The following is a 26,400-nucleotide window of genomic DNA, read 5'->3' as shown; positions in this document are numbered from 1 at the left end:
ATTAAATCAACATAAAAACAAGCTTTATAAAGGAGCAAATCATATGTGGGATAGGTTTAGAATAGATAAAAAGTTAGATATAGATAGAAAGTATATAAATATTGGAGTTGTAGCTGTTATTGCTGGAATTGCCTTATTTATAGGCTATGAAATAGTAAGTAGAAGTGGTACTTTTATTAATATAATTAAAAATGCAATATTAGGATTTTTAAGTGTAATAAGACCCATAATAATAGGAGCTATAATTTCATATTTATTATTTCCTTTAGTAAGACGTATTGAAATCTTTATTAAGAAATGTGTTAGTGTAAAGGAAAATAATAAATTTAATTGGATATATAGAATTATAAGTATCGTATTAGTTTTTTTTATAATAATACTATCAGTAGTATTAATATTTAATTTTATAATTCCACCTCTTTTAGAGAATGCAAAATCATTAATAAATAATATTCCACAATATGAGAGTGTAGTAAGGAATGGAATAAATAACTTGAATTCGTATTTTGCTACTTTAGATATAAATTATCAGCAAATTAGTACTTATATTGATAAGGTAACAGCAGCATTTGCAGTTATTGGTCAAGAGATAGTTAATATAATTACAAATAGCATTTATGGATTTGGTTCATTTATGATAGATTTTGTTTTAAGTATAATATTTACATTTTATTTCTTAAAAGATAAAGAGATGTTATTTAAAACTATTAGGAGATTTGGGAGAGCTTTTATACCAGGAAAGTTAGGAACAGTACTTAAGCAATTTATTATAGATTTAGATGAAGTTGTAGGAGGATTTGTAAGAGGAGTTTTACTTGATGCCCTTATTGTAGGTATAGTTTCATCTATACTTATGTTAATGATTCATCATCCATTTGCTGTACTTGTTGGAGTAATTGCAGGTATAAGCAATGTAATTCCTTATATAGGACCCGCTATAGGAGCAGTAGTAGCATTTATATTGGGGATGTTTTCTAGTATTACACTTGGAATTTGGGGATTCATACTTTTAATTATATATCAACAAATTGATGGTAATATTATACAACCTAAGGTGGTAGGTGGTAGTGTAGGACTTCCAGCTGTTTGGACTTTAATTGCTTTAACCATTGGAGGAGGGTACGCAGGAGCTATTGGAATGATAGTGGCAGTACCTATTGCAGCTATACTAAGTGTATATGTTCACAGAATTTATAAAAAAAAGTCAATTATATAGTATAATAAAACTGATTTAGTTATGAATATAAGGGTAGGTACTGTAAATAGAAGCAAAAGAGAGGATAATAAGTATGGGAAAAATTTCAGCAGAAGAATTAAGGAGAAAAATGGATGGCAATGAGAAATTAGTTATACTAGATTTAAGAGATGAACAGGCTTACAGAGAAGGACATATAGAAGGGGCCATATTGATTTCTTTAAGTGATATTTCTCATGACATTGAAGATATAGTTCAGAATAAAGATGAAACTGTATGTGTATATTGCTATAGCGGCAATAAAAGTGCTAGAGCTGCAATGATGCTAGAATATTTAGATTATTCTAATGTGTGTGATTTAGGTGGTATTACAAATTGGAGTTATGATCTTAAAAAATAGCTTCAATTTATTTAAAGTAGCTAGTAAGTAAATAAAAATAATAATAATATAAAGGTGTATGAGAGCAATCTCTACACCTTTATATTATTTATAATTATTTTACCGAAATCTTCACTTTTCATCTTTATATTTTCTACATAAAAAATCGTTTTAGGATCATTAGCTATGGCACGAATAGAGAAATAAGGTGGAAGCCTAAATCCTTTATTTATATTAAGAGCACCTATTAATTGTTTAGCAATAGAATCACTACCAGAATTTCCAGATACTATTACAGCAAAGATGGATTTATTATAAAAGTTACATCTTCTATATAGTGCTGTAAGACGGTTTATTACAGCTGTTAAATTAGCTGCTATAGCATCGTTATAGTTAGGGCATAGCCAAATTACTGCATCACTTTCTTCAATGGCGGGAAGAACATTTTCTGTCATAATACCTCCATAGAAACAACCTTTTTTCTTTCCATAATGAAGACAAAGTTTATAAGGACATCCTATACAATCTAGCACTTCTCCTCTTTCAATTTGTATTTCATTAATTTGAAAATAATTAATATGATCAGATACTAGGTGCCATAGGTCTAAGGTATTAGATGATTTATGTGGACTAGAGTATATAACAGAAATCTTTCCACTTTGAAGAGTCTTAGGATTATCCTTTACAAGGCGATTGACTAGTTTCCTACAGAGATCATAACAAATATCATTCAATGACATATCCATAGTCTTTTGCCACGTTAAAAAATTTTTTAAAGAACTAGTGGCTTCTACTAGAGGATGGCCTATAAAAGCACATCCCATATTATTAGCAATATATACAATATCTTGAGCAAAACGTTTTGTACCATGGTCATCAATACTATATATAAGAATAGCACCGGTAGATCCAAGTAAGGTGTCTTTACCTTTCTCTAGAAGTTTTGATAGAAGGTTAATCATAGGGATATCAAAACCAACATCCTCAACCTGAGCTACAAAAAGTAATTTTTTATAGGATAAATCAGGAAGATTACATACATCATCTATTATTACATGATGTATATTTTTAAGTGAATGAGACACCATAGTATTCAATATAGGAGATGTATTTTTATTTGGTAATATCACATATAAAGTTTCTATTATTATCCCTCCTAACAAAGTATTATTAATAACATTTTTGTTATAAAAAATATTAGATATATAAACAGTTTATTCTTATTATTTTTTATTATACAATTCATTTAAAAGATTATAGGTATTTTTTAATCTATTCATTAATTCTAAAGGTAAATCTAATGTTTCGTTTTCTGTACATCCATTTAGAAATTTATTTTTGCACCCCATATAGGTACCACCAATAAAGTTTGAAGAATAGTGGAAGTTACCTTTAATTGTATCAAGGATGCTGAGAGCACCAGAAGATAGGGCTGGAGCTATATATGGTTTAAATCCGGTAGCACGAACTTCCAAATTTGCAGTTTTAGCCTTTTCAGTAAGAAAATCCGAGGCAGACTCATTGAAGTTTTCAATACTATTAGCAATTATTAATCCTTCACCATGGGGACCAAAAGCTCTACCTTCTTGTAAATAATTCGCAGTATCTTCCCTTAAACTACTATAATAAGCTGCTCTACCATTCATAACCCCCAATCCATATCCGCGAATCTGCTCTGGAGCAAGACCTTGAAAATCAAGGGTATTATCCTTATTTTTATTGCTATCAATAAAAAGAGATTTGCATAATAAATCTACAGGATCAGATACTACTGCAAAGATTCCTTTGAATTTTGCATCTCTTGCCATTTGTCCATATACTTTAAGGATTTTTCTGTTACCATCAAACTGAACAAGTCTTACATCTTTTTCTTCTTTTCCTATAGGAGGAATACCTACAGATACACAAAATACAAACATATCACAGTTGAACAAATCTTCTTCCCTTAAGGGAAGAATTTGTAGATTGTTTTCTTTACCATCGCAAGATAAAATTTGAGATAATTCAAGGTTAAGTCGATTCACTTTTTTAAAATCCTTATCATAAATACCTAAACTAGATATTACATCATTACCTAGAAGTTTAAGGCCGGTTAAAAGAGTTGCACCTACATCTCCTAAACCAACTACATTTACTTTCCACTTTAGAGGGGTAGAATAGACTATCACATCTAGAAAGTTTGGATAATTAGTATTTAAGGAAATAACTCTTTTTTCATTAATGGCATTTTTAAGCCAGATAGGTATTGTTTTATTTATTTTATAAGAGGAGTTAAGTATACTTAAATCCTCTTTTTCTAAAAACAAAAGATTTTCAGTAGAGACTATAAAGGATCTTCTAGAATTTTCACAATTTATAGAAGTTAAAGCAAAGATCTTACCAGTATAGTTTTTACAGAAATTTTCATCTGTAGAGATAAAGTCATCTCGTGTTATAAATTCATTAGTTATAATTAAATTATTATTAAATATATAGTAAAACATGTATAGTTCTCCTTTTATAGCATATTTTCAAGTCTGGTAAGTAGTTCTAAATCCTTTTCAACTAGGGCTGATGGAGTAGATGATAAATCATATTCAATTCCTTTTCCAATATCTGGACTTCGAGGAGTAGTTATAACTTCGCCTAGTGATGAAAGGGTTAGATTTCTCCCATATATGTTATGATATTCTCTTTCAAGTATTTTTAGTATTTCTATAGAATTTTCAAGACAAACCTTAGAAAAATTATAAACATTTTCGTGGGAAGTATTTTTTATAAATACTGGGTAAGTGTATGGTAATATACTATTAATTGATGGAATTAAGTTTCGTTTAGGAAATTCTCCTCTCCATATAGCATCTCCACCTAAAAATGGATATAAAGAATTCTCATTAAACCAAATTTTGAGTCTAGGTATGAAGTATACGCTAGAAACTTGCCTATTTTGCATATCCATTAAATCTTTTCCTCTACCAGAGAGAATACCACAGTGGATTTTTTTTACATTAATTTCTTGATTAATTAGTATAGGGTCTAAGGCTCTCATTCTATACCCCTTATGGAGAATGTTATCTACTAAAAAAATTGGTCGATTAAAGGACTTTATCATTTTCATCTGGTTATTTAAAGATAGGTAATAGGGAGATTCGCCTATAAAGAAGTTCTTCATATCACCACAATAATATTTTTCTGTATGAAGGGATTTGGTAACAGTATTTGGTACTAAATCTCTATCTAAAATATCACCATAAGGTACACACATAGCTTCACCATATTCCTTAGATGCTTTTACATAAGTAGAAATACTATTTTCATCACAAATATTTCTTATCATTTTTTGATGAAGTACTTCACTATTAAAGCAAAGTAAAAGTTCATTAGGATATAATTTTGAAAGAGCACCTTGCAATAATTTTCTTCTATAATTAATTACATTCTTAATTTTAGAGTTACTTCTAAAAGGTTCTTTTAAAATATTTTCTACATCTAAGTTCAAAATACATGGACTAGTCATATTAACTGCTAATACAGGAGACTCCTTATTTTCAGAGCCAATATTTACAAAACCTTGGGATAGCATTATTTCTACTAAGGTTGAGCTAGATAATGAACTATGGCATGGATTAAAAACAGCGTATTCATAATCTTTAGAAATAGCATAAGCTAAAGCCTCAGTTAAAATAATTTGCTCAAGAAATTTATATTTTTCTCTATCAGTAACATAAATTCCATCTATAAATATCATTCTTCCTGTAGATAGGGAACGAAGTGCTCTAGAAATATTCTCATCTTTAACTTCATCGTAAAGATTATTTGAACGAACCCAATGCATTGCGGCAATAGCTAGAATTTTACTTTTTTTAGAATCTTTAATCATTACTAGTTTAGGAGCTTCCTTATCTTTAAGTTCTGATAAGATAGATTTCATTTCATTACTAAGGTTTAAATGAGAAAATAATTTTAATATTATATTATCAGTAACTTCATCAACAAATTCAAAATCTAAGTGACTTTCATTTAGAGATAGCTTATCTAGGGGTTCTCGTTGGTAAAAACCATTTTCATTAATATATTGAGAAACTAAAGGATCTACTAAGGTTGAAATATCTCTATTTCTATCTATATAGTTTCTGATTTGACTAGAGCTTATGGTAGAGTATTTAGCTGGAAGTTTTAATACTTCTACAGTGCCATTTATGAGAGATTTAGCAGCTAAAAGTTTTTTTGAATTACCTCTTTCAAAAATTATGTGATTAAAAGTATGAATGGAATCCTCTTCCACAGGATTACGATAGCAAGAGGCATTTAAAAGTACATCGCTACCTGAAACAAAGAATATTTGAGAATCTGAAAATGATTCCTTAAGCATTCTTAAATCATCAGTATTAGATATATTCACTTGTATAGTTTCAGGGTATATATAAATATTAAATTCATCACAAATTGATAAATTAATTAATATTTTTCTTAAAAGATTAGGTAAGGTTTTTTTAGACCAAGAAAATTCATCCACGGCTAAGTATACTTCATAACCTAAATCACGAATTGCTTTAGAAATATTCTTATGTCCTAAAGAGAAAGGGTCAAAGGTACCAGGGAAAAATGCTATTTTCTTAGGTATATCTATAAGAATATCGCCATTTAAAAAAGTATAGTCTGCTATGAATCTATAGATGTGATTTAGAGCAGCTGCATTGGTTAGTAAAAGTAATCTATTATTGTCATCATTACCTACAAGAGTAAGAATTTTTTTAGCTACTAATTTGAAAACATATAACTTATCATTTATAGAAATTGTTGAACTTCCAAATATATCCTTGCCAAGAGTGATTATGGCTGCTTGTTTAACCTTATCCTTATAATCACCTATACCATTTAAAATAATAGATAACATTGATTTTAATCTTTCATTATAAATTTTTTCATTTTCATTATAACGAGATTTATATACATCATAGTTAGACAAGGAGATTCCTATAGCTTTAAGAATTAGTATCTTAACATCTTCATTTGAAGTTTTGATTTTGCTTTTTAAATCATCAATAATTTCATCTAATTCATTAGGTGCTAGCCATAAGATTATCTGACCTAAGAAAGGTGATATATATTCTGTGAATTTCTGGCCTTCAATTTCTAGTCCACGTAAAAGCTCTATAGCTACTTCATTTCTTTCTGAATCATTTAGGTTAGGCATAATTTTAAGTATTGAAGAGCCTGCACTATTTCTAACACTTTCCATAGCACTAACTTTTAACATATTACAAAAGTGAATGCAAGTATGAAGTCCTGTAGTTGGCGCAATATAGAGTGTATAATTAAGAAGTATATCTATCTGATGTTTTTTTACTACCCAATTAGTAGCTGTTTTTAAGTTGCTAAGGAGGATATCTGGGATTTTATTATAATCTTCTTTACAGTAAGTTTTAAAAAGAAATATATGGTCATCCATATTAAGAGTTGTGAAAATTTTTAAGTATAAATAATTTTCAGATGAATTTTTCCTTCTAGTTTTAATTTCTCCAAGATTTTTAATCATATAATCAAGTATAGAATGAGTAGGTGGTATTTTAGGAATTATATCGTTTAAACTTTCAAGAGCAGCTAATCTTATAACTACATTTCTTTTTTTTACTTTATCAATAATGAATTCTATGAGTGAATCTAAAGTTTCATCATAGGACTCAAAAGATATATACTTTGCGGTATAGAGTAAATACAGCTGAGTTTCAAAAGAAGTTATGTTTTGAGACATATAATGTTTCAAGAGAATACTTCTATATATTTTCATAAAAATTTTTCTGGAATTTATAAAAACAGAGTTAACCATGATTTTAGTATTATAGCCAATCCAGTTTTTATGAGCATTTACTAGTTTACCGCTAGGATAAAGCATTAATGAAATATACTCTTCAAATAATTGATAACTATTTATGTTAGGTTTATCTATAGATACGTTTTTAGGTAATTCTTTACTATAATCTTCATCAAAAATAGCTATTAATTTTCCTATTAGATATGCACAGTGACGGCGAATGTCATCTTCTCTATGAGCTAAATTGTCATAAAGAAATTCTAGAGTTTGTAGCTTTTGTTTTTGAGTAAAGTAAGTACAATATTCTTCTAATACTCTTATATATTGGCGAAGATTTTTCCAGTTATTCTCACTTCGAGCCTGTTCTAATATAGTATTTAACGAATATTCATCACGTAATAAGTACATAAGATTTATATTGTGATTTATTGCTAAATGTTTCATACTATCAGTTATTTCTTTTCCTCTAAGCAAAGAATATATTGGAGGGTTTGCAGAAGTTAAATTGTCTTCTTTAAAATCTAAATCAACATTTACACCAATACTCTTTATGTAATCTTCGAAGTCTTTTAACTTGCCATATACTTTTTTATAACGAGATTCCTTTTTAGCATCAACATTTTCTAGTTTTTGAAGAATTACTTTAAAAGAGTTTTCTAAAGAAAAAATATGCATAGTAGGATATGAATTAGTAAATACATTTTTAACTCTAAAATCACAATAGATGAGTATTAATGATTCTAAAGATAGATTTTCAAGTTCTAAATCCCAAGTAGAATGATTTATAGCGATATTTCTAATATAATTTATATTGTGGTTTCTAAACCATTGGTCTGTGTAATAGTAGTGGAGATGTGGAACGCGTTTTAGCTCTTCACCTTTACATCCATATTTTCCAATGTCATGTCCGGCAGCAGCTCCAGAGACTCTTCCTAAATCTATAGGTAACCCTTTAGTTTTAAGTTGGCGTGCTAAAAACATAGCTAGGTAATGTACACCACAGATGTGATCTAAAGTATTATACTTAAATATTTCTCCATTAAGCTTCATCATTTCATATACATAGTCACGGTCAAAGGCTTTAATGAATTTTAAATATTCATCTTTTCTTTCTAGTTCTTCAATTTCACTATCTGTTAAAGTTATTAAAGGATAGTTTGCTTGCCAACAATCTGAATCAGATATGGATTTTTCTATATTACATAGAACCTTATAAATTCTAAGGAATATTTCACATCCTGAAGTTAATTTTGAATCTAATTCTATAGTTACTGCATCTTTAAAATTCTTGCTTAAGGCATAATTATATAAATATACTAACCATTCATTAGGACCATCTTCATATAAATCATTTAATAAAGGAGTACATAGATAAAGAACTTTAGATGGAGAAAAATCTTTTTCCACTAAAATGTCTTGGAGTGTGTATAAAAAAACTGGTGAGTTTATATGCTTATCAAGAAATTTTTGTGATATATTTTCAGATTTTAAGAAATGAGAGTTATAAAGCTTTCTTAAAATTTTTTTCTTTATTTCTTTTAATTGTAAAATTTCCATAGAGACCTCCTAAACATCAATATATAACATGTATAAAACATATTTCTTATAAATATTTTATCATTTAAACTGCATTTATCCTAATAAATATACTATAATAATAATCTAAATAATATATTCATAAAATCTAATTATTTATTATAAAAGAGAAATAAGAAAGAATTAAATGAAAAACTTTTATTTTATCTTATTTTTATATATAATCTATTTATGATGTTTTTAGGAGGATCTATGATAGAATTAATAAAAAAAGTGGATATAACACTATTGCAGTTTATAAATAAAAAATTACGATGCAAGTTTTTAGATAAAATTATGCCATATATAACATTTTTAGGATCTGCCACATTTTGTATGGTTTTTGTTGTGATGACTGTTATGTCTAAAAGTAAAGAAATTAAGAACCTAGGATTTCTAGCATCTTTATCAATTATTACTTCTGGCGGTATTACTCACTTTTTAAAGAGAGTAAAAAATAGGATACGACCATATATAAAGTTTCCAACGCTAAACATAAAGAAGATAGGTGTAGATGATTATTCCTTTCCATCGGGTCACACCACTGCAGCTTTTTCAATTGGAGTTAGTATTGCACTAAGCTTTACTGGATTAGCAGTAGTATCTATAGTAATTGCTAGTCTTGTGGGATTTTCAAGGGTTTATCTTGGTGTACATTATCCAACAGATGTAGGTGCAGGAGTTGTAGTTGGAACTTTGAGTGCCCTTTGTATGCATATGATAGTATAATAATTAGGAAAGAGATAAGAATTTAATTTAGATTCTTATCTCTTTATTACATCATAGATTATTCTTAAAGAATTAATGGATAGTCAATATTTCATCAATTACCCTTCCATCACATTTTGGAAATTTAATACCTAAAACTTTTGAGAGGGTAGGGGCTATGTCCACTAAATTCATATTATTCATAAAAAAGTTTTCTTTAAACTCTTCACCACATCCAATAAAGAGAGTATGGATATCAGGACTATTAGGATGATAACCATGATTTCCGTTAGATTTTCCCTCTTTAGGAGTGGTTGAAGTCACTATAGTACCATTAAATTTATCTATAAAAATAAAACCTCTTTTAGCTTCAATCATAAATGTAGCCTTAGGATCACCACCTAAATCTATTATCTCATCATTTCTATATATCTTTGCAATTCCCTTAGATTCATCAAGAGATAAGGCTTTTAAAATATTATAAACTTTTGAGGAGAGATTTTTATTAAAGTCATCCTTAACATATACATAGGCACTTCCATCACAAGATTTTACATATACTCTCCAAGAATTAAGTCTGTTATCATCACCCATGCTTATTAACCCTTGATTTTTAAATAGGGTGTTTAAGGTAATAACTTTATTAAAGTCTTGAAATCCATGATCACCTAAAATAACTATAGAAGAATTATTATATATACCAGCTTCTTTCAGAGCTTTTATTACATCAGCTAATCTTCCATCATGGCGATGAAGTGAATCTACAGCTTCTTTAGAATCAGTACCATAACCATGACGTTGACTGTCTAGGTCTAAGAGATGTAGTAAAAGTAAGTTAGGTTTATACTTTTTAATGGTTTCTATAGCACAAGCAGTAGCAAAATTATCTAAGTTAGGCTCCTTTATACCATCAAGGAGATGTTTGAATTTTCTGTTTAAATTGAATTGGTATATAGGGCTTCCACCTAGAAGTGATGCCATTTCTTGAGATATATATTTATTGTTAGAGAAAATTTCAGGCATATTATATTTTATAGAAGATTTACCAGTAACAGGCCAAAATATAGATCCTACAGTAAGCCCTCTACTTTTTGCCATATCATATAGTGTTGGACCATTTACATATTTTCTGAACCAAAACCAATCTGGAGCAGCTTTTTCAGGTTCTAATAATTTATTGTTTACAACCCCATGGTTTTTAGGATACTTACCTGTAACTATGGTAGTGTGAGCTGGATATGTTAATGATGGATATATAGATTTAACATTTCTAACTACTGACCCCTTTTGAATGCATTGTGAAAAAGTTGGTAAGTTACTTATTATATCAAAATCAGCTGCTTTTAATCCATCAATTGAAATAACAACCAAGTGCTTATTTGTTAAATTATTCATAACTTATTCTCCTTAACTTTATGTTATATATAAATTATGATATACTAATTTTGTTATTAAATCTACATAGTAAGATAATATAAATAAGGAATAAAGAAGAAAAGTGGCGTAAGAAGGTGTAATTTTGGAGCTAAATTATAAAGAACAATTCACTATAAAGTTTCATGAAGGAGACTTTAAGGGAAATGTTAAATTATTTACAATAATGGATTATGTTCAACAAGTTTCAGAAAGTCATTCTCAAATTTTGGGGGTGGATTTTCAGTCTATGATGAATAAAGGATTATTTTGGGTAGTATCTAGAGTTGAAATTACAATGGAAAGATATCCTAAGGTTGGAGAAGATATAACAGTAGAAACTTGTTTAGGTGGCCGTGAAAAAGTTTTTATGAAAAGAAGATTTAAGATTAAGGATAAGGATGGACAAGTTATTGGTAGAGTTTTGATATATTATTTAATTGTAGATATTGAAACTAGACTTCCACAAAAGCCGTCCATGTGCCCAGTAGATATAAATATTAATGTAGGGGATGTCATTGATAATAAGCTTAACAAGATAAAGATGCCAGGTGAGGCTATAGAAACTGTCAATAGGAAGTTATATTACAATGATATAGATATAAATAATCATGTTAATAATGCTAAATATATTTCTTTTATAGAAGATTTCTTTTCTTTAGATTGGCATAGAGTAAAGAAAATATCTTATATGCAACTTAACTTTATTAAGGAAATTAAATTTGATGATTCGTTAATAATGAATAAATTTATTGAGGATAAAGAAAGTAATAGTTTTTGCATTAATGGAATTTCAGAAATTTCAGAACAAGAATTTTTTCAATGTAGGTTAAAGTTTTAAACAAATGTGTATTGAAAAGTCATTAAGATAAAGGTATCTAAATAATAAAATTTTTAGATACCTTTTATTTTAAGAAATAACTAATATAGTATAAATAAAAAACTGTAAAGGAATACATAATGTAAGAATATAATTTATTAAAGTGAAAATTAAATTTAGAAAACAATCACATATAAAATTTAATTTAAAAATATTTATAAATATGAAATAAAAAGTGAAAAAATTTACGAATAATAACCATTGACATTAATGGGTAAATAATTCATAATAAATATGGAATATTCATAAAAGATTTAAAATTTAAAATAAGGGGGAGCAATAATTGACGCATAAGAAGGGTTTGAAAAAGGCCGTTAGCAAAGAAGGTATTATATTTCTAATTTTATTTTTAGGTTTTTTCATAGGTATGGGAAGCGTTATGGGAACCATAAATATGTTTAATACCCTAATGGAAACTGCGTATAGCTTATTAATGAAAACAGTTTTTTATATAATGGCTATTGCGGTATTGGCAGGAGCTATATCTGCACTTCTATCAGAATTTGGAGTGGTATCTTTAATTAACAAATTGTTATCACCATTAATGAAGCCACTTTATGATTTGCCTGGTGCTAGTGCTATAGGAGTTTTAACCACCTATCTGTCTGATAATCCTGCTATACTTACTTTAGCAGATGATAAAGGATTTAGAAGATATTTTAAAAAATATCAGTTGCCAGCTTTAACTAATTTAGGAACAGCCTTTGGAATGGGGTTGATTATTACTACCTATATGATGGGACAAAAGTCACCTATAGGAGAAAGTTTTATACTGCCAGCTATAATAGGTAATGTAGGAGCTGTAATAGGAAGTATTATAAGTACTAGATTAATGCTTAGACAAACCGCGAAAATTTATGGAAAAGAAGAAATGTGTGTACAAGACAATGATACTGGTTTTGACATGATGAACTATAGAGAAATTAGAGATGGAAGTGTTGGAGAAAGATTTATTGGTGCTATGCTTGAAGGAGGAGCTTCAGGAGTACAAATGGGACTTGCTATAATTCCAGGAGTTTTAATAATTTGTACTTTAGTTTTAATGCTTACTAATGGACCATCTGCATCTGGAGCTTACACTGGAGCTGCATCAGAAGGTATCGCACTCTTACCTTGGATTGGGGAAAAACTACAATTTATATTAGTTCCGTTATTTGGTTTCCAAAGTCCTGAAGCTATAGCTTTCCCGATAACATCTTTAGGGGCAGCAGGAGCTGCAATTGGTTTAGTACCGGAAATGTTACAAAATGGATTAATAGGTGGTAATGAAATTGCAGTATTTACAGCTATGGGGATGTGTTGGAGTGGATATTTAAGTACTCACGTTGCGATGATGGATGGTTTAAAGTGTAGAGAATTAACAGGTAAAGCTATTGTTAGTCATACCTTTGGTGGATTAATAGCAGGTATGTCAGCTCACTTTATATATTTACTTATATCAAAATTCATATAAAAATAAAAACCACCTTTTTAGAGTGGTTTTTATTTTTATTATAATGGACATACATATGCATTTATATGCGCTTCAATGGGTTGATTAGTGGAATTTAAATAATTATTTAATATACCAGTCCTTAAGCCTTCACTACATATAATAATGTTATAGAAGTTACAATAGTTTACAATATGAGTTATTATTTCACATCCACCTAATATAATATCAGCACGTTTTTTTGAAAGACCTTGTAAGTTTTCTCTCTCTTTTAAACTTATAACTTTAAGGCTTTCACAAAGAGTTTTTAGTTCATGAGGGTTGGAAAATTCTATTGTGTTAGTAGATGAACATGAATTTGTTAAATAATTAGAATATATCTTTCCGAGATTCTTAAAAGTTCCGCCAATGCCAACTAAAGAGCTTCCATAAAAGCTTTCAATCCAAGGTATATTAGAAAATAGCTTATAGAAAAAGTCCTCGTTGTAGTCACAGCTCAAGTATCTGCCACGCTTATTAACTTTTATTTTCTCAGTTATGTTTATAGAACCTAGAGGAATACTAGTGTAATTTGTAAATTTACCCTCTTCTACAAAAATTAATTCTGTACTATTTCCACCAGTGTCCATTATTATACCTTTATCTAGATTACAAGTAGAAAAAACTCCAAGGTAAGATAAATAAGCTTCTTCTTTAGGTGATAAAACCTGAACTAAAATTCCAGTATGAGCTTTTATTAAATCAAGAACATAGTTACTATTTTCAGCTACTCTTAAAGCTTCCGTAGCTACACATATGATTTTAGAAACTTTATTTATAATACAAGAACGTAAAAATTTTTTTAAAACTGTTATTACATGAATGGTTTTTTCAGAACTTACAATTTTATTGGTAGCTAAGGTAGCTCCAAGTCTTAAATGTTCTTTATCTTCATCTATAATCTTTGGATTGGACTTATCATCTATATTAACAATTAGTAGGTGAACCGTATTTGAACCAATATCTATAATAGCAATAATATTCATAATACTTGATACCTCCCCAAAAAACTCTTTTATTATTTATACGATAAAAATAATAAAATATCACATAATAAATATATTAGACTATTGAAATTTAAAGAAAGAGTTTTTAAAGAAGATATGATAAGAAAAAAATATTAAGGCTATGTATAAGAAAAAATCTACAGAGCTAAAATTTCTAATAAATTTCACATAGCCATAATATTTACTAAGTTGCAGTTTCAATGAGAAGTATATTGCTAGGAATATTTGCTTTTACTTCAAAAGTTTCATTGGAAATATAAGCGCTGTCAGAGCCTGTTAAGGTAATATTATCAGAATTACTTGCACAAATTTCAGTTTCTCCATAACATTGAAATAAATAGCCTTGTCTATCTTTGTTAATTGTAAAAGTTAAATCCTTGTTAGGATGTAGTAATGCAAAATAAATATTGATATCACAATTAGATTTAATAGGAGCCAGACCATTTAAAGGACTAATAGCGTATATCCACTGATTTTCAATAGAATTTTTAAAGTCATATTTATTTAATATAGGAGATTTACTATTCTTTTTTTGAATATAAGAGTTATTATTGGTGTATAAGGTTATTTCAATAATATCTAGAAAATCAATACCACTATTAAAAATATCATAAGTTATTCCATCCATAGAATTAATATAAAGAAAATTTCCAGATGAAAGGGTTTCTAAATTTCCTATGTTATCGCTATATAGTAATTCACCGGAGATTACATACATAATAAATTCTTCTCCTATTTTAAAATTATTATGAGTTCCACTTCTAGGAACTAAGGTAATATTTTTTAGTTTTTTGATGCAAGGTTCTGAATCCATATTTTCAATAGAAGTAGAAAGATTAGAAGTAGTTTTTAAATAAGAAAAATCTTCTTCTTGATTATAAGTAACAATTCTTCTATTAATCAAAATATTACCTCCCACTATATAATTAAATGTTTATATGATCAAATAATTTTAATAAATATAAAATTATTCTACGATATTAGTATTTGCAGTTTTTATAATTTAATAGTAGGTATGTTTTTCACCTACTATTAAATAAATTAATAAGTGGGAATAAATTAGATAATAAAAGAATATATGATAAGATGATATTTATTGTTTAAAATGTGGTAATATAGTAATATAAAAAACTTAAAATGACTTTGGGGGGAATAATTAGTGATAAAATTTCTTAAAGAATGGATAATACCAGCATTAATTGCTATAATTTTAGGATTTTTAATAAATAAGTTTATTTTTTTCAATGTAAATGTTCCAACTAAATCTATGTATCCCACTATTACACCAGGAGATAGAATATTTTCATTGAGAACTTATAAACCATCATCTATTAAAAGAGGAGATATTTTAGTATTTCATTCTGATGAGCTAAATAAAGACTTGATTAAAAGAGTAGTAGGTCTTCCAGGAGAGAATGTAGAAATTCAATCAGATGGAAGTGTATATATAAATGGTGAGTTTCTAGAGGAGAGTTATGTAAGTAGTTTTAGTGATACTACAGGTTCTTTTAATGTACCAGAAGGTTGTTATTTATTTTTGGGAGATAATAGAGGAAATTCTATTGATGCACGATTATGGGAAAATCCTTATATATCTTTTGAAGACATACAGGGAGAAGGAAAATTTATTATATTTCCTTTTGATAGGTTTGGTAAACTAAAATAGTGTATAAGTAAGTAAAATGTTAAAGAAGTATTGAAGTGGTGAAATTTATTTCACCATTTTTTTATTTTAATTTATGCTAAATACAATAATAATTAAACTATATTTAGGGAAAGATAAATTCATATCCATAAAATATATTTAAAGGTATAAGGGAATTTAACAATAACTAAAATCAGCAATAAAATAAAGGGGTAAGTAATGGAATGAGGGGAAAAGTAAATATTAAAAATAAGTCAAAAGATGCATAATCAATGTGACTAATATATTTTACAAAGGAGGAATTATAAATGAAAGATAATAAGAGATTATCCCATACTGCCTATGGTGGTATAAAAGGTGATGATTATATGCCTTTTATATCAACTACAACGGCAATGCCTGAATCAAGTGTTTATTCTATTCTAATGGGTGCAGTATTTACAATGATATTTGCTGCTGCAAACACTTATTTAGGATTAAAGGTTGGTCTTACAATTTCAGCAGGTATTCCTGGGGCAATACTTGCCACAGGGATTTTAAAAGGATTGTTTAAAAGAAACAATATATTAGAGGCTAATATGGTTGCTTCAATTGCAGCAGTTGGAGAATCTATAGCAGGTGGAATTATATTTATACTACCAGCAATTATTTTATGGGGAATTACATTAAGGGTTTCTACAATAGTTATTGTTACTCTTCTAGGAGGGATAGTAGGTATATTTTTTGTTACTCCTTTAAGAAAATTTTTAATAGTTGAGGAGCATGGAAATTTAGTATATCCAGAATCTATGGCTGCAGCTGAAGTTTTAGTTAATGGAAGTGAAGGTGGTAGTGGATTTAAAATGGTTTTAATGGGTCTCGGAATTGGTGGAGGTTATAAGTTAGCTTCTGGAGGATTTGCTCTTTGGAGTGAAAGACCAGAATGGGTTATACCTGCATATCAAAATTCCGTATTTGGAATAGATACATTAGCTTCACTTCTAGGGGTCGGCTTTATTGTAGGTACAAAAGCATCGGCATTTATGTTTGGAGGATCTCTTGTAGCTTGGCTTGGATTAATACCACTTATTAAATATATAGGTAGTACAGTTCCAGAACCTTTATTTCCTTCAACTATGTTAATCTCTGAGATGGGAGCTTCAGATATATGGAGTAAGTATATAAGATATATAGGAGCGGGAGCTGTTGCCGCAGGAGGATTTATTTCTTTAGGAAAATCTGCACCAACCATTATTAGATCTTTTAAAGAAGCCATGTCAGGTATAGGTAAAAAGGAAAGTGGTGCAACTACTAGAATAAATGAAGATCCGCCAATTGTTTGGGTGATAGCTTCAGCAATATTGGTATTTGTTCTTGCATGGTTATTGCCACAAATTAGAGTAGGAATAATTGGCTCACTAATGGCAGTAGTATTTTCATTCTTCTTTGCAGTAGTTTCTGCAAGAATGGTTGGTATAATTGGTGCATCAAATAATCCTGTATCGGGTATGACTATTGCTACTTTACTATTTGTTACAGCCATATTAAAGATAACTGGCAATATAGGGCAAGAGGGAATGATTACAGCTGTTATGGTAGGTGGTATAGTATGTGTAGCTATAGCTGTTGCTGGTGGTACAGCTCAAAGTTTAAAGACTACATTTGTAATTGGTGGTTCTCCAAAGAAAGTACAAATTGGAATGTATTTAGGGTTAATATTTGGTGCTGTAGTTTCTGGGTATGTATTATTAATGCTTCATAATACATATGGAATTGGTTCAGAAGCAGTGCCAGCACCACAAGCTACTCTTATGTCAATGGTTATAGAAGGTGTTATGACTGGTGAATTACCTTGGGTACTTGTGTTTGTGGGAGTATCTATAGCTATATTTGCAGAAATATCTGGTCTACCAGTACTACCAGTTGCGCTTGGTTTATACTTACCTATACATTTAAATGCAGGTATATTATCAGGTGGTATAATTAGAATATTTGTTGAGAAGAAATTTAAGAAAAATGAATCCCTTATGAAAGAAAAAGTAGAGAGAGGTATTCTTATATCTTCTGGATTAGTTGCTGGAGATGCATTAATGGGTATAGTAGTTGCAGGGTTTGCTACTTTAGGACTTAATGTGGCCTTTGGACTTAATTTTGAAGGGTTAACCCAAAATTCTATATTCTCAACAGGTATATTTATAATTCTTGGAGTAATTATTTATCTTATTTCTTGTAGTGGAGATAATGAAAGAACTTAAAGGTAAATTATGATTATTGATAATATTTCTTATAATATTAAAAAATATGGATATAATTATGAATAATATTAAAGTTAAGAGCCATTGAGGCTCTTAACTAATTTATAGGTGATTTGTATGAAAGGTAAAAAAACACAAAATAAAGAAGAAAAGAATTTTCTTTTATATATTCCCCAAATTGAACATGATAACTATAAAATTAATGATAATAATATAGTTACTTTATACTTTGAACATAACAAACCTATAGAAAAGTTCGCAAGATGGTTAGTGAAAAAAAATAATCTTAGTGATATAGTTTTTGATGATAAATCATCGCTGGCGTGGGCTTTAATAGATGGTAAAAGAAGTATATATGACATTGCACTTGAGATGGCAAGGAGATTAGGTGATACGGAAGAAGTAGCTATAGAGAGGCTTGTAATGTACATAAGATATATTGCTAAAAAAAGGTGGATAAAATTCATAGGAATAAAACATAACCAGGGTTGATATTAGGAAATATGTAGACATTGAGAGTAATATCTACTATTTAAATAAATAAATTGAACAAAAACAACCTACTATATAGCTTGACTACTTTAGGCTTTGGTGTATAATTATGACTTGACTAGATAGAAATTTTTACGGAAATGTAAAAAATCTATCATATTTTATTTTAAGCATATTTTATATGAATAAAATTCGGATAGATTAATAATATTAAAAATATAAATTTATAAGTAGTAGGGGTATAAAGATGATTATTGCAGATGTTAAAGTTGGTAGAATTACAATGCCATTAAAAAAACCATTCGTAACTAAAAACGGAGTTTATAATTATTCTAACGAAGTAGTTGTAAAGATTTTTACGGAAAATGGAGATGTGGGAATAGGAAGTGCAGCTCCAGCACCAAGAGTGACAGGGGAGACAGAAAGTTCAATTGTAGGTGCTATTAAACATATTACTACATTTATTAAGGGAATGGATCTTACGTGTCTTCAATGCATTTTTAAAGTTATGGATGAATGCATTAAAGGAAATAATAGTGCAAAAGCAGCTGTAGAAATTGCTATATATGATCTTTGGAGTAAAGGAGTAAATACTCCTTTGTATAAGTTATTAGGAGGATTCAATTCAACGGTACTTACAGATATAACTATACAAGATGATGATAAGATGGAAAATATGATAAATGCAGCCTATGAAGCTACTAGAGATGGCTATACTAATATAAAGATAAAACTTGGAAATAATGTAGAATCAGACTTTGAAAAAGTGAAATTTATTAGACGTGCTATTAGAAAAGGAATAAAAGTAAGAGTTGATGGTAATCAAGGCTGGTCACCTAAAGATGCAATAAAGATAATTAAGAAGATAGAGCAATTAGATTTAGACATAGAGTTTGTAGAACAACCAGTTAAAGGTTGGGATATCGAAGGATTAAAATTTATTAAAGATAATGTGGATACTATGATTTTAGCTGACGAATCAGTGTTTGGATCCCCAGAGGCCTTTAAGGTAATTCAGAATAGAGCTTGTGACTTAATCAATATAAAACTGATGAAATGTGGAGGAATACAAAATGCCATAAGAATTTACAATATGGCAGATACCATGGGTATAAGGTGTATGGTTGGTTGTATGTTAGAGAGTAAAATTGGAATCACAGCAGCAGCAAGCTTTGCAGCTTCAAGAGGAAATATGATAACAGCAGATTTAGATACAATGATATACTTTGCAGAGGACCCTATAGTTGGAGGAGCAATCTTTGAAGGAAATAAAATCACTTTGTCCGATGAACCTGGTCTTGGAATTACTGATATAAGAGGTTGGGAAGAAATAGTATAAGTAAACTTTATCCATCTATATATTATATTAATTTTGCATAGATGAAAGGGTTTAAGATTAATATATAGAACTTATAATAAGTTACTATGAAAATTCATTATAAGAATCTAATAAAGGAAGTGGTTTTATGTCAAATGATCTTAAAGACCAATTAAAGAAACAGTTAGAGGTTGCCATAGAAGAAGAAAGATTAGAACATGTTATAAAAATAATAAATGATGAAATTCTTAAGTGTATAGAGAAAAGAAAGCATATAACCAATGCCATATTAGAATACAGAAAAAATATTTTAGAAGAATTTAAAGATGATGAAGATAAGATAATAGAGTATTTTGACCATGAAAACTACGTAAAAGAAGAAAATTTTAAAAGTACTGATAGAAAATTAAAAGAACTAACAGTGTTAAAATCTTCTCCTTATTTTGGTAAGGTTACTTTTAGAGAAGAAGATTATGGGATAGAAGATATATACATTGGAAGGTTTGGAGTAACTTTAGAGGAAACCTTTGAACCACTAATTATAGATTGGAGAGCTCCAATTTCAGCGCTTTTTTATAATAATTCAGGAAATATTGGTCAGTATAATTCACCTGAAGGAGAAATTACAGCTTCTATTTTAGAAAGGGTTCAATATATCATAAAGAGAGGTAAATTAGAGGGATTATTTAATTCTAATATCGATATAAAAGATGATATTCTTCAAATGGTATTAAGCAAAAACTCTTCAGATAAGCTTAAAGACATAGTTATGACTATACAACAAGAACAAAATGAGATTATAAGACAAGATAAGAATAAGATACTAGTTGTAGATGGTGTAGCTGGAAGTGGTAAAACTACTATTGCACTTCATAGAGTTGCTTATTTAATTTATAATTACAGAAATCTTTTAGAAAATAAGGTTTTAATTTTAGGGCCTAATAGAATATTTATAGATTATATTTCAAATGTTCTTCCAACTTTAGGAGAAACAGGAGTGTTTCAAACTACATTTTTAGATTTAGCTTTAGATTTAGTAGATGTAGATGATGTTATAGATATTAAAGATGTTATGGAAAGAATTCTTAATAAAGATAAAGGTTTTGAGAAAAAAATTATTTATAAGAGGTCCTTAAAGTTTATGGAGGATCTAGATAGACTTGTTATTAAACTAGAAGAAGATAGTTATTTTAGCCATGGAGTTTTCTTTAGAGATAAAGTTATAGCAACTAAAGAAGAAATAAAAACCATGTTTACAAAAGACTTTACTTCACTACCGTTATTTAGAAGAAGTAAAAAAATTAAAAGAATTTTATTCTCTAGAATTAGTGATGCGAGAGATGAAGAATTTAGATTTATTGAAATGAAGTATAAAGAGAAAAAGAAAGAGTTTACCCCTGAAGAATTAATACTTCATATAAATGATTTAGAATTCAAAAGAAAATTAGAAATAAGAGAATTAGTAAGAGATGTAATAGAAGTAAAAGCTACATTAAGTTATTTAGATGGAAAAAATATAGAAAATATATATGAAGAATTTAATGGTGATAAAGAATATACAGAAGAAGACTTGGTTGCTATATTATACTTAAAAGCTAAACTCATGGGCTTAAGGCTTAATAGAGAAATTAAACATTTAGTAATCGACGAGGCTCAAGATTATTCACCACTACAATTTATAGTGTTAAAAGAACTTGTAAATACTAAATCGATGACTATAGTTGGAGATAGTAATCAGCAATTAATACCTATTGAAAATAATTCTTCTTTAAGTAGTATTAAAGATATATTTAGTGAGGATTCAGTTGAAATGTTTAAGTTAAATAAAAGTTATCGTTCAACTAAAGAAATCATGGAATATAGTAATAGATATATAGATGATATTTCCATAGTACCTATGGTTAGAACTGGAGATTCTGTTAATGAGATATTAGTAAAGGATGAGAAAGAGATAAAAGAATATATTATAGAGCTAGCAACTAGCTTAAAGAAAAAAAATCTTGAAAATATAGCTATTATAACTAAAAATTTATCGCAATCTAAGTATATATATGATTTGTTAAAAGAAGATATTTCATTAAAGCTTATAGATAAAGAGAATCTTCATATTGCTGAGGGAACTATGATTATGCCTAGTTATTATGCAAAAGGCTTAGAATTTGATGGAGCTATTATAATTGAAGAGGACATCCAAGAAAGATACAAGGACAATCTAATGTATATAATGTGTACAAGAGCACTTCATAATTTAATAGTTATTAAGAAATAAAAAGTAATAGCATCACAGGGTGCTATTACTTTTTATTTTTAATATATTATAAGCTATCTTCATATCCTTGAATTTTATTTAATACTTCTTCATATATTTGGTCAGCCTTATTAAAATCCATATTAGGAACATAGAATTCCTCTAATTCATCATGTAAATCTTTAGCTATTTTTATACAATCAAGACCTTTTTGAAGTAGGATGTAAAAAATGGAAGAAATATCGTCTATATCATCTTGTTTTTTTTCAATATAATTTGCATCTAATAGACTATCCATATCATATTCCTCGCCATGAAATTCTATTTTGGTAATTTCATTTGATGTTACTAGAGCAACCTTTAATTCAGGAATTAATAAATGTTCAATTTTTTCAGGATTTAGTGGAGTGTGTAGAATCTCTACATCTAGACCCCTTCGAGTAGCTTCATCTGCAATATATTCAAGAACACGAGTTTTGCCAGTTCCAGGAGAGCCTTTAAGTACATAAACACTGGACATGTCTTCTACTATATTATGAATATAAGTTATAACTCCCTTTGGAGTAAATCCTGTTGCAAATAAGTGGCGTTTTTTACCCAGTGATGAGAATGTATTAGGAAGAATTCTATTCTTCAAATTTTCTTTTAAAATATTAAGTTCATAAAGATTTAAAGCTTCATTATTAAAGGTATACCAATCATCATAAATAGATTTAGCCGCAGCAAAAAATCTGTAAGCTCTTCTAAAGGAATTTCCAATTTCTTTATTCACAGCTAGAATGTTAAATTTTATGTTCTTAAAATTCTCTTCTTTTAAACATATGCCCATATTTACTATATCATCTACAGCACCAGGAGTAATAGGGTCTATCATATGGGGAGATGTGCCATCAAGCATAGCTACTTTTAATTCTTTAATTAGAACTCCATCTAAAGAATCACTATCAGAAGAACAATGATGAAATTCTACATCATATCCTCTATCAATGTAGTGTTTTCCAATTTTTTTCATAAGGGAAGATTTTCCTGTACCAGGACCTCCCTTTAAGCAAATAATTCTAGTTGCATCCTTTTGGGAAATAATATAATTAAAGTGAGAGTAAAAGCCTTTTCCGGTATTGCCACCTAAAAAATAGTGAGTGGATATTCCAGTCATAATTAATCCTCCAATGATTTCTACACTATCATAATATTATATAAGTTAAAAATGGTTAATAAAAATTCAAATTAATTAGATAAAAGATGCATCTACGGTAATTATTGCGTTGTGATTTGGAGAAACTTTCTTAATTTCCTCATTTATTTGTTTTTGTAATTTAAGTTCTGATTCTTTAGTTATTATAAAATCATCCTTAACTACTACATCAAATATTAGGTTTTTATAGTCACCTTCACCTACTACTCTAAAATCATGAAAAGAAGATATATGAGGAATTTTATTTAAAACTTCTTCCAATTCTCTTTTTGCACTAAGAATCTCTTCATCCTTTGTAGTTACTGGATCCATATGAATTAGCAGATATATACCCAGTTCAGAAGAAATTTCCTTTTCAGCTCTATCTATAACCTCATGAGCAGCAACAACAGAAATATCAAGAGGAACTTCAGCGTGAATAGAAGCAATTATTCTTCCAGGACCATAATTATGAACTAGCAAGTCATGAACACCATCTATATGTTCATAGGATAATAACATTTTTTGAATATCTTCTACTAAATCATTATCAGGAGCAACTCCAAGTAATGGGTTTAAAGTATCTTTAATTAGGTTATATCCTGCATAAAGAATTACTAAGGAAACAACTAAACCAATATATCCGTCTATAGGAAGTGATGTGAATTTTGAGATTAGTAGTGATATAACTACAGTAGAAGAAGATATTACATCACTTATTGAGTCTACAGAAGAAGCTTTAAGAGCGGAAGAATTTATTTTGTTACCTATACCTCTATAGAACCTACTTAACCATACTTTAAATGATATAGATATGATTAAAAGAATAAATGGAAGTAGTGAAAATTCTACAGGAACAGGATTTTTAATTCTCTCAAAAGAGCTTTTTATGAATTCAAAGCCAACTAATATTACTAAAAATGCAACTATAAGACCAGAAATGTACTCAATTCGTCCATGTCCAAAGGGATGTTCTTTATCCGCTGGTTTGCTTGAAAGTTTAAAGCCAAAGATGGTTACTAATGAAGCACCAACATCGGAGAGATTATTAAAAGCATCAGCAATTACAGCAATACTATTAACTAAAAGTCCAGCAGTGATTTTAATTAAAAATAAAACTAGATTTACTAAAATACCAACAACTCCACCAAGATATCCATAGCGTTCTCTGACTTTTTTATTTTTTATATCTTCACTATTTTTAATAAATTTTGTTATAAGTTTTTGAGAAATCAATTATTACACCTCTTTATCAATATATTTTTTCTCATAACTATAGTATAACACGAGAACATGTTATAAATTAGGGAAAATCACAAAATTCATAGGAAATGTAGTAAAAGTTTGGTATACTATTACTAGTATTTCGTTTTAAGGAGGGGATTAATTATGTCAAAAGAATTGAAGTTTGCTAAAGAACTTATAGATTTTTTGTATGAAAGCCCTACTGCTTTTCATGCAGTGAAAAATGTTAAAGATTCTCTTGAAGGTTGTGATTTTAAGGAATTAAATGAAGAGGATAAATGGATATTAGAAAAGGGTGGTAAATATTATACTACTAAAAATGGTTCTGCATTAATTGCATTTACTATAGGTAATGGTGAGGTTGAGAACCATGGATTTAAAATTATAGGTGCTCATACAGATTCACCTACATTTAGAATAAAACCAAATAGTGAAATTATATCAGAAAATAATTATATTAAATTAAATACTGAGGTTTATGGTGGTTTAATAAGAAGTACATGGATGGATAGACCACTAGCTGTAGCAGGAAGAGTTGCTTTAAAAGGTGAAAATTTACTTAATCCAGAGTTAAGGTTAGTTAACATAAAGAAACCAATATTAATAATACCTAGCTTAGCAATTCATATGAATAGGGAAGCCAATTCTGGAGGTGAATTAAATCCACAAAAAGATACTCTTCCACTACTTGCAATGGTAACTGAAGAATTAGAAAAGGATAATGCATTAATAAACATATTAGCTGAGGAAATGAAGGTAAATAAAGAGGATATTATAGATTTTGATTTATTCCTTTATGAATTTGAAAAGGGATGTATTGTTGGATTAAAAGATGAATTTATATCTTCAGGTAGATTAGATGATCTTCAAATGGTTCATGCTGGAATTGAGGCACTAAAAGAAGCTCCAATAACTGAGGGCATAAATGTAATGGTATGTTTTGATAATGAAGAAGTTGGAAGCTCTACAAAACAAGGAGCCGATTCTGATATGTTAGCAAATATTTTAGAAAGAATTGCTCTTTGTCTTGGAAAAGGGAGAGAAGAGTTCTTTAGAACACTTAGCAGATCCTTTATTATTTCGGCAGATAATGCTCACGCAGTTCATCCTAATAGTCCAGAAAAGGCAGATCCGACTAATAGACCAATTGTAAATAAAGGTCCTGTTATAAAGATAAATGCGAATTGTGCATATACTAGTGATTCAGATTCTTCTGCTGTATATGAATCTATTTGTAATAAAGCAGGGGTACCAGTACAAAAGTTTGTGAATCGTTCAGACTTAAGAGGTGGTTCAACCATAGGACCAATTTCTTCAACCCATTTGAATATACGTTCTGTAGATATTGGAAATCCAACCCTTGCTATGCATTCTATAAGAGAGTTTGCAGGAGTTAAGGATCATAGTTATGTAGCAAAATCCTTTGTAGAGTTTTACAAAATATAATATAATTATAGAAACTCCTTGTAACAAAGGAATAATTATTGAAACTAGTGATGGGAAAGAAGTAAAATTTAATGTGCAACCAGGTAGTTATAGAGGATTAACTAAAGGTAGTTCACAATAGCATATATAAAGAAGCCATTTAAGATAAGTAAGATATAAAGTTACTTTTCTTAGAT

The 26,400-nt window shown here is 28.8% G+C and carries 19 protein-coding genes; 11 read left to right on the top strand and 8 right to left on the bottom strand.

The features are described 5' to 3' along the window. The first annotated feature begins 43 nt into the window (after positions 1–43). Both B3B03_RS16730 and B3B03_RS16725 read left to right on the top strand, forming a co-directional pair. On the top strand, positions 44–1,216 hold the full coding sequence (locus tag B3B03_RS16730; RefSeq protein ID WP_346848925.1) for an AI-2E family transporter: 1,173 nt from the start codon (positions 44–46) through the stop codon (positions 1,214–1,216). Positions 1,217–1,289: 73 nt separating this feature from the next. Then, entirely contained in the window at positions 1,290–1,595 is a 306-nt protein-coding gene (locus B3B03_RS16725; RefSeq protein WP_051824021.1) for a rhodanese-like domain-containing protein, read from the top strand. A 71-nt stretch (positions 1,596–1,666) separates the two neighbouring features. On the opposite strand, the gene B3B03_RS16720 is transcribed toward B3B03_RS16725, so the two are convergent. The 3 genes from B3B03_RS16720 to B3B03_RS16710 form a co-directional block, all read right to left on the bottom strand. Continuing rightward, positions 1,667–2,719, bottom strand: a complete 1,053-nt coding sequence (locus tag B3B03_RS16720) for a flavodoxin family protein (RefSeq protein ID WP_346848997.1) — start codon at positions 2,717–2,719, stop codon at positions 1,667–1,669. Between the two features lie 78 nt (positions 2,720–2,797). Beyond that, entirely contained in the window at positions 2,798–4,057 is a 1,260-nt protein-coding gene (locus tag B3B03_RS16715; RefSeq protein WP_346848926.1) for a lactate/malate family dehydrogenase, read from the bottom strand. A 14-nt stretch (positions 4,058–4,071) separates the two neighbouring features. Continuing rightward, positions 4,072–8,925, bottom strand: coding sequence for a cytidyltransferase (locus tag B3B03_RS16710; protein ID WP_346877857.1), 4,854 nt, complete (start codon positions 8,923–8,925; stop codon positions 4,072–4,074). 231 nt (positions 8,926–9,156) lie between these two features. Here B3B03_RS16710 and B3B03_RS16705 point away from each other — a divergent pair, with 231 nt between their 5' ends. Further along, complete coding sequence (locus B3B03_RS16705; RefSeq protein ID WP_346848928.1) at positions 9,157–9,672, top strand: phosphatase PAP2 family protein; 516 nt, start codon at positions 9,157–9,159, stop codon at positions 9,670–9,672. Between the two features lie 72 nt (positions 9,673–9,744). On the opposite strand, the gene B3B03_RS16700 is transcribed toward B3B03_RS16705, so the two are convergent. Next, positions 9,745–11,046 (bottom strand): ectonucleotide pyrophosphatase/phosphodiesterase, encoded by a 1,302-nt coding sequence (locus B3B03_RS16700; RefSeq protein WP_346848929.1) that lies wholly within the window; start codon positions 11,044–11,046, stop codon positions 9,745–9,747. Between the two features lie 124 nt (positions 11,047–11,170). Here B3B03_RS16700 and B3B03_RS16695 point away from each other — a divergent pair, with 124 nt between their 5' ends. Together B3B03_RS16695 and B3B03_RS16690 are read left to right on the top strand one after the other, a co-directional pair. Then, positions 11,171–11,905 carry an acyl-[acyl-carrier-protein] thioesterase gene (locus tag B3B03_RS16695; protein WP_346848930.1) on the top strand — a complete coding sequence of 245 codons (735 nt, stop codon included), beginning with the start codon at positions 11,171–11,173 and terminating at the stop codon, positions 11,903–11,905. A 322-nt stretch (positions 11,906–12,227) separates the two neighbouring features. Then, on the top strand, positions 12,228–13,397 hold the full coding sequence (locus tag B3B03_RS16690) for a CD0519/CD1768 family membrane protein (RefSeq protein WP_346848931.1): 1,170 nt from the start codon (positions 12,228–12,230) through the stop codon (positions 13,395–13,397). Positions 13,398–13,435: 38 nt separating this feature from the next. Here the strand turns inward: B3B03_RS16690 and B3B03_RS16685 are convergent, their stop codons facing one another. After that, positions 13,436–14,401 (bottom strand): hypothetical protein, encoded by a 966-nt coding sequence (locus B3B03_RS16685; RefSeq protein ID WP_346848932.1) that lies wholly within the window; start codon positions 14,399–14,401, stop codon positions 13,436–13,438. A gap of 205 nt (positions 14,402–14,606) precedes the next feature. Beyond that, positions 14,607–15,326 (bottom strand): hypothetical protein, encoded by a 720-nt coding sequence (locus tag B3B03_RS16680; protein WP_346877856.1) that lies wholly within the window; start codon positions 15,324–15,326, stop codon positions 14,607–14,609. 255 nt (positions 15,327–15,581) lie between these two features. Here B3B03_RS16680 and lepB point away from each other — a divergent pair, with 255 nt between their 5' ends. The 5 genes from lepB (at position 15,582) to B3B03_RS16655 (ending at position 22,380) form a co-directional block, all read left to right on the top strand. Next, on the top strand, positions 15,582–16,088 hold the full coding sequence (gene lepB / locus B3B03_RS16675; RefSeq protein WP_346848934.1) for a signal peptidase I: 507 nt from the start codon (positions 15,582–15,584) through the stop codon (positions 16,086–16,088). A 287-nt stretch (positions 16,089–16,375) separates the two neighbouring features. Next, entirely contained in the window at positions 16,376–18,301 is a 1,926-nt protein-coding gene (locus B3B03_RS16670; RefSeq protein WP_346848935.1) for an OPT family oligopeptide transporter, read from the top strand. Between the two features lie 117 nt (positions 18,302–18,418). Further along, positions 18,419–18,793, top strand: coding sequence for a PqqD family protein (locus tag B3B03_RS16665; protein WP_346848936.1), 375 nt, complete (start codon positions 18,419–18,421; stop codon positions 18,791–18,793). 247 nt (positions 18,794–19,040) lie between these two features. After that, complete coding sequence (locus tag B3B03_RS16660) at positions 19,041–20,132, top strand: dipeptide epimerase (RefSeq protein WP_035132568.1); 1,092 nt, start codon at positions 19,041–19,043, stop codon at positions 20,130–20,132. A gap of 127 nt (positions 20,133–20,259) precedes the next feature. After that, positions 20,260–22,380: a HelD family protein gene (locus tag B3B03_RS16655; RefSeq protein WP_346877855.1), complete on the top strand. Its 2,121-nt coding sequence runs from the start codon at positions 20,260–20,262 to the stop codon at positions 22,378–22,380. 46 nt (positions 22,381–22,426) lie between these two features. On the opposite strand, the gene B3B03_RS16650 is transcribed toward B3B03_RS16655, so the two are convergent. Next, positions 22,427–23,515, bottom strand: coding sequence for a PRK06851 family protein (locus B3B03_RS16650; protein WP_346848938.1), 1,089 nt, complete (start codon positions 23,513–23,515; stop codon positions 22,427–22,429). A gap of 75 nt (positions 23,516–23,590) precedes the next feature. Continuing rightward, the gene (locus tag B3B03_RS16645) at positions 23,591–24,769 is read right to left on the bottom strand and encodes a cation diffusion facilitator family transporter (RefSeq protein WP_035132558.1); all 1,179 of its coding nucleotides are present in this window, start codon (positions 24,767–24,769) and stop codon (positions 23,591–23,593) included. Positions 24,770–24,922: 153 nt separating this feature from the next. Here B3B03_RS16645 and B3B03_RS16640 point away from each other — a divergent pair, with 153 nt between their 5' ends. Beyond that, positions 24,923–26,224, top strand: coding sequence for a M18 family aminopeptidase (locus tag B3B03_RS16640; protein ID WP_346877854.1), 1,302 nt, complete (start codon positions 24,923–24,925; stop codon positions 26,222–26,224). The last annotated feature ends 176 nt before the right edge of the window (positions 26,225–26,400 follow it).

The sequence above is a fragment of the Clostridium sp. UBA5712 genome (assembly GCF_002419845.1).
Classification (GTDB): domain Bacteria; phylum Bacillota; class Clostridia; order Clostridiales; family Clostridiaceae; genus Clostridium_J; species Clostridium_J sulfidigenes.
The sequence above is the reverse complement of the archived record's forward strand: the minus strand, read 5'-3'. Positions and strand labels throughout refer to the sequence as shown.

What these genes read in the sequence shown, in the direction of transcription:
- B3B03_RS16730 (WP_346848925.1), top strand. Translation starts at nt 44, where the DNA reads ATGTGGGATAGGTTTAGAATAGATAAAAAGTTAGATATAGATAGAAAG.
- B3B03_RS16655 (WP_346877855.1), top strand. Translation starts at nt 20,260, where the DNA reads ATGTCAAATGATCTTAAAGACCAATTAAAGAAACAGTTAGAGGTTGCC.
- B3B03_RS16710 (WP_346877857.1), bottom strand. Translation starts at nt 8,925, where the DNA reads ATGGAAATTTTACAATTAAAAGAAATAAAGAAAAAAATTTTAAGAAAG.
- B3B03_RS16725 (WP_051824021.1), top strand. Translation starts at nt 1,290, where the DNA reads ATGGGAAAAATTTCAGCAGAAGAATTAAGGAGAAAAATGGATGGCAAT.
- B3B03_RS16700 (WP_346848929.1), bottom strand. Translation starts at nt 11,046, where the DNA reads ATGAATAATTTAACAAATAAGCACTTGGTTGTTATTTCAATTGATGGA.
- B3B03_RS16640 (WP_346877854.1), top strand. Translation starts at nt 24,923, where the DNA reads ATGTCAAAAGAATTGAAGTTTGCTAAAGAACTTATAGATTTTTTGTAT.
- B3B03_RS16650 (WP_346848938.1), bottom strand. Translation starts at nt 23,515, where the DNA reads ATGACTGGAATATCCACTCACTATTTTTTAGGTGGCAATACCGGAAAA.
- B3B03_RS16715 (WP_346848926.1), bottom strand. Translation starts at nt 4,057, where the DNA reads ATGTTTTACTATATATTTAATAATAATTTAATTATAACTAATGAATTT.
- B3B03_RS16660 (WP_035132568.1), top strand. Translation starts at nt 19,041, where the DNA reads ATGATTATTGCAGATGTTAAAGTTGGTAGAATTACAATGCCATTAAAA.
- B3B03_RS16670 (WP_346848935.1), top strand. Translation starts at nt 16,376, where the DNA reads ATGAAAGATAATAAGAGATTATCCCATACTGCCTATGGTGGTATAAAA.
- B3B03_RS16705 (WP_346848928.1), top strand. Translation starts at nt 9,157, where the DNA reads ATGATAGAATTAATAAAAAAAGTGGATATAACACTATTGCAGTTTATA.
- B3B03_RS16665 (WP_346848936.1), top strand. Translation starts at nt 18,419, where the DNA reads ATGAAAGGTAAAAAAACACAAAATAAAGAAGAAAAGAATTTTCTTTTA.
- B3B03_RS16685 (WP_346848932.1), bottom strand. Translation starts at nt 14,401, where the DNA reads ATGAATATTATTGCTATTATAGATATTGGTTCAAATACGGTTCACCTA.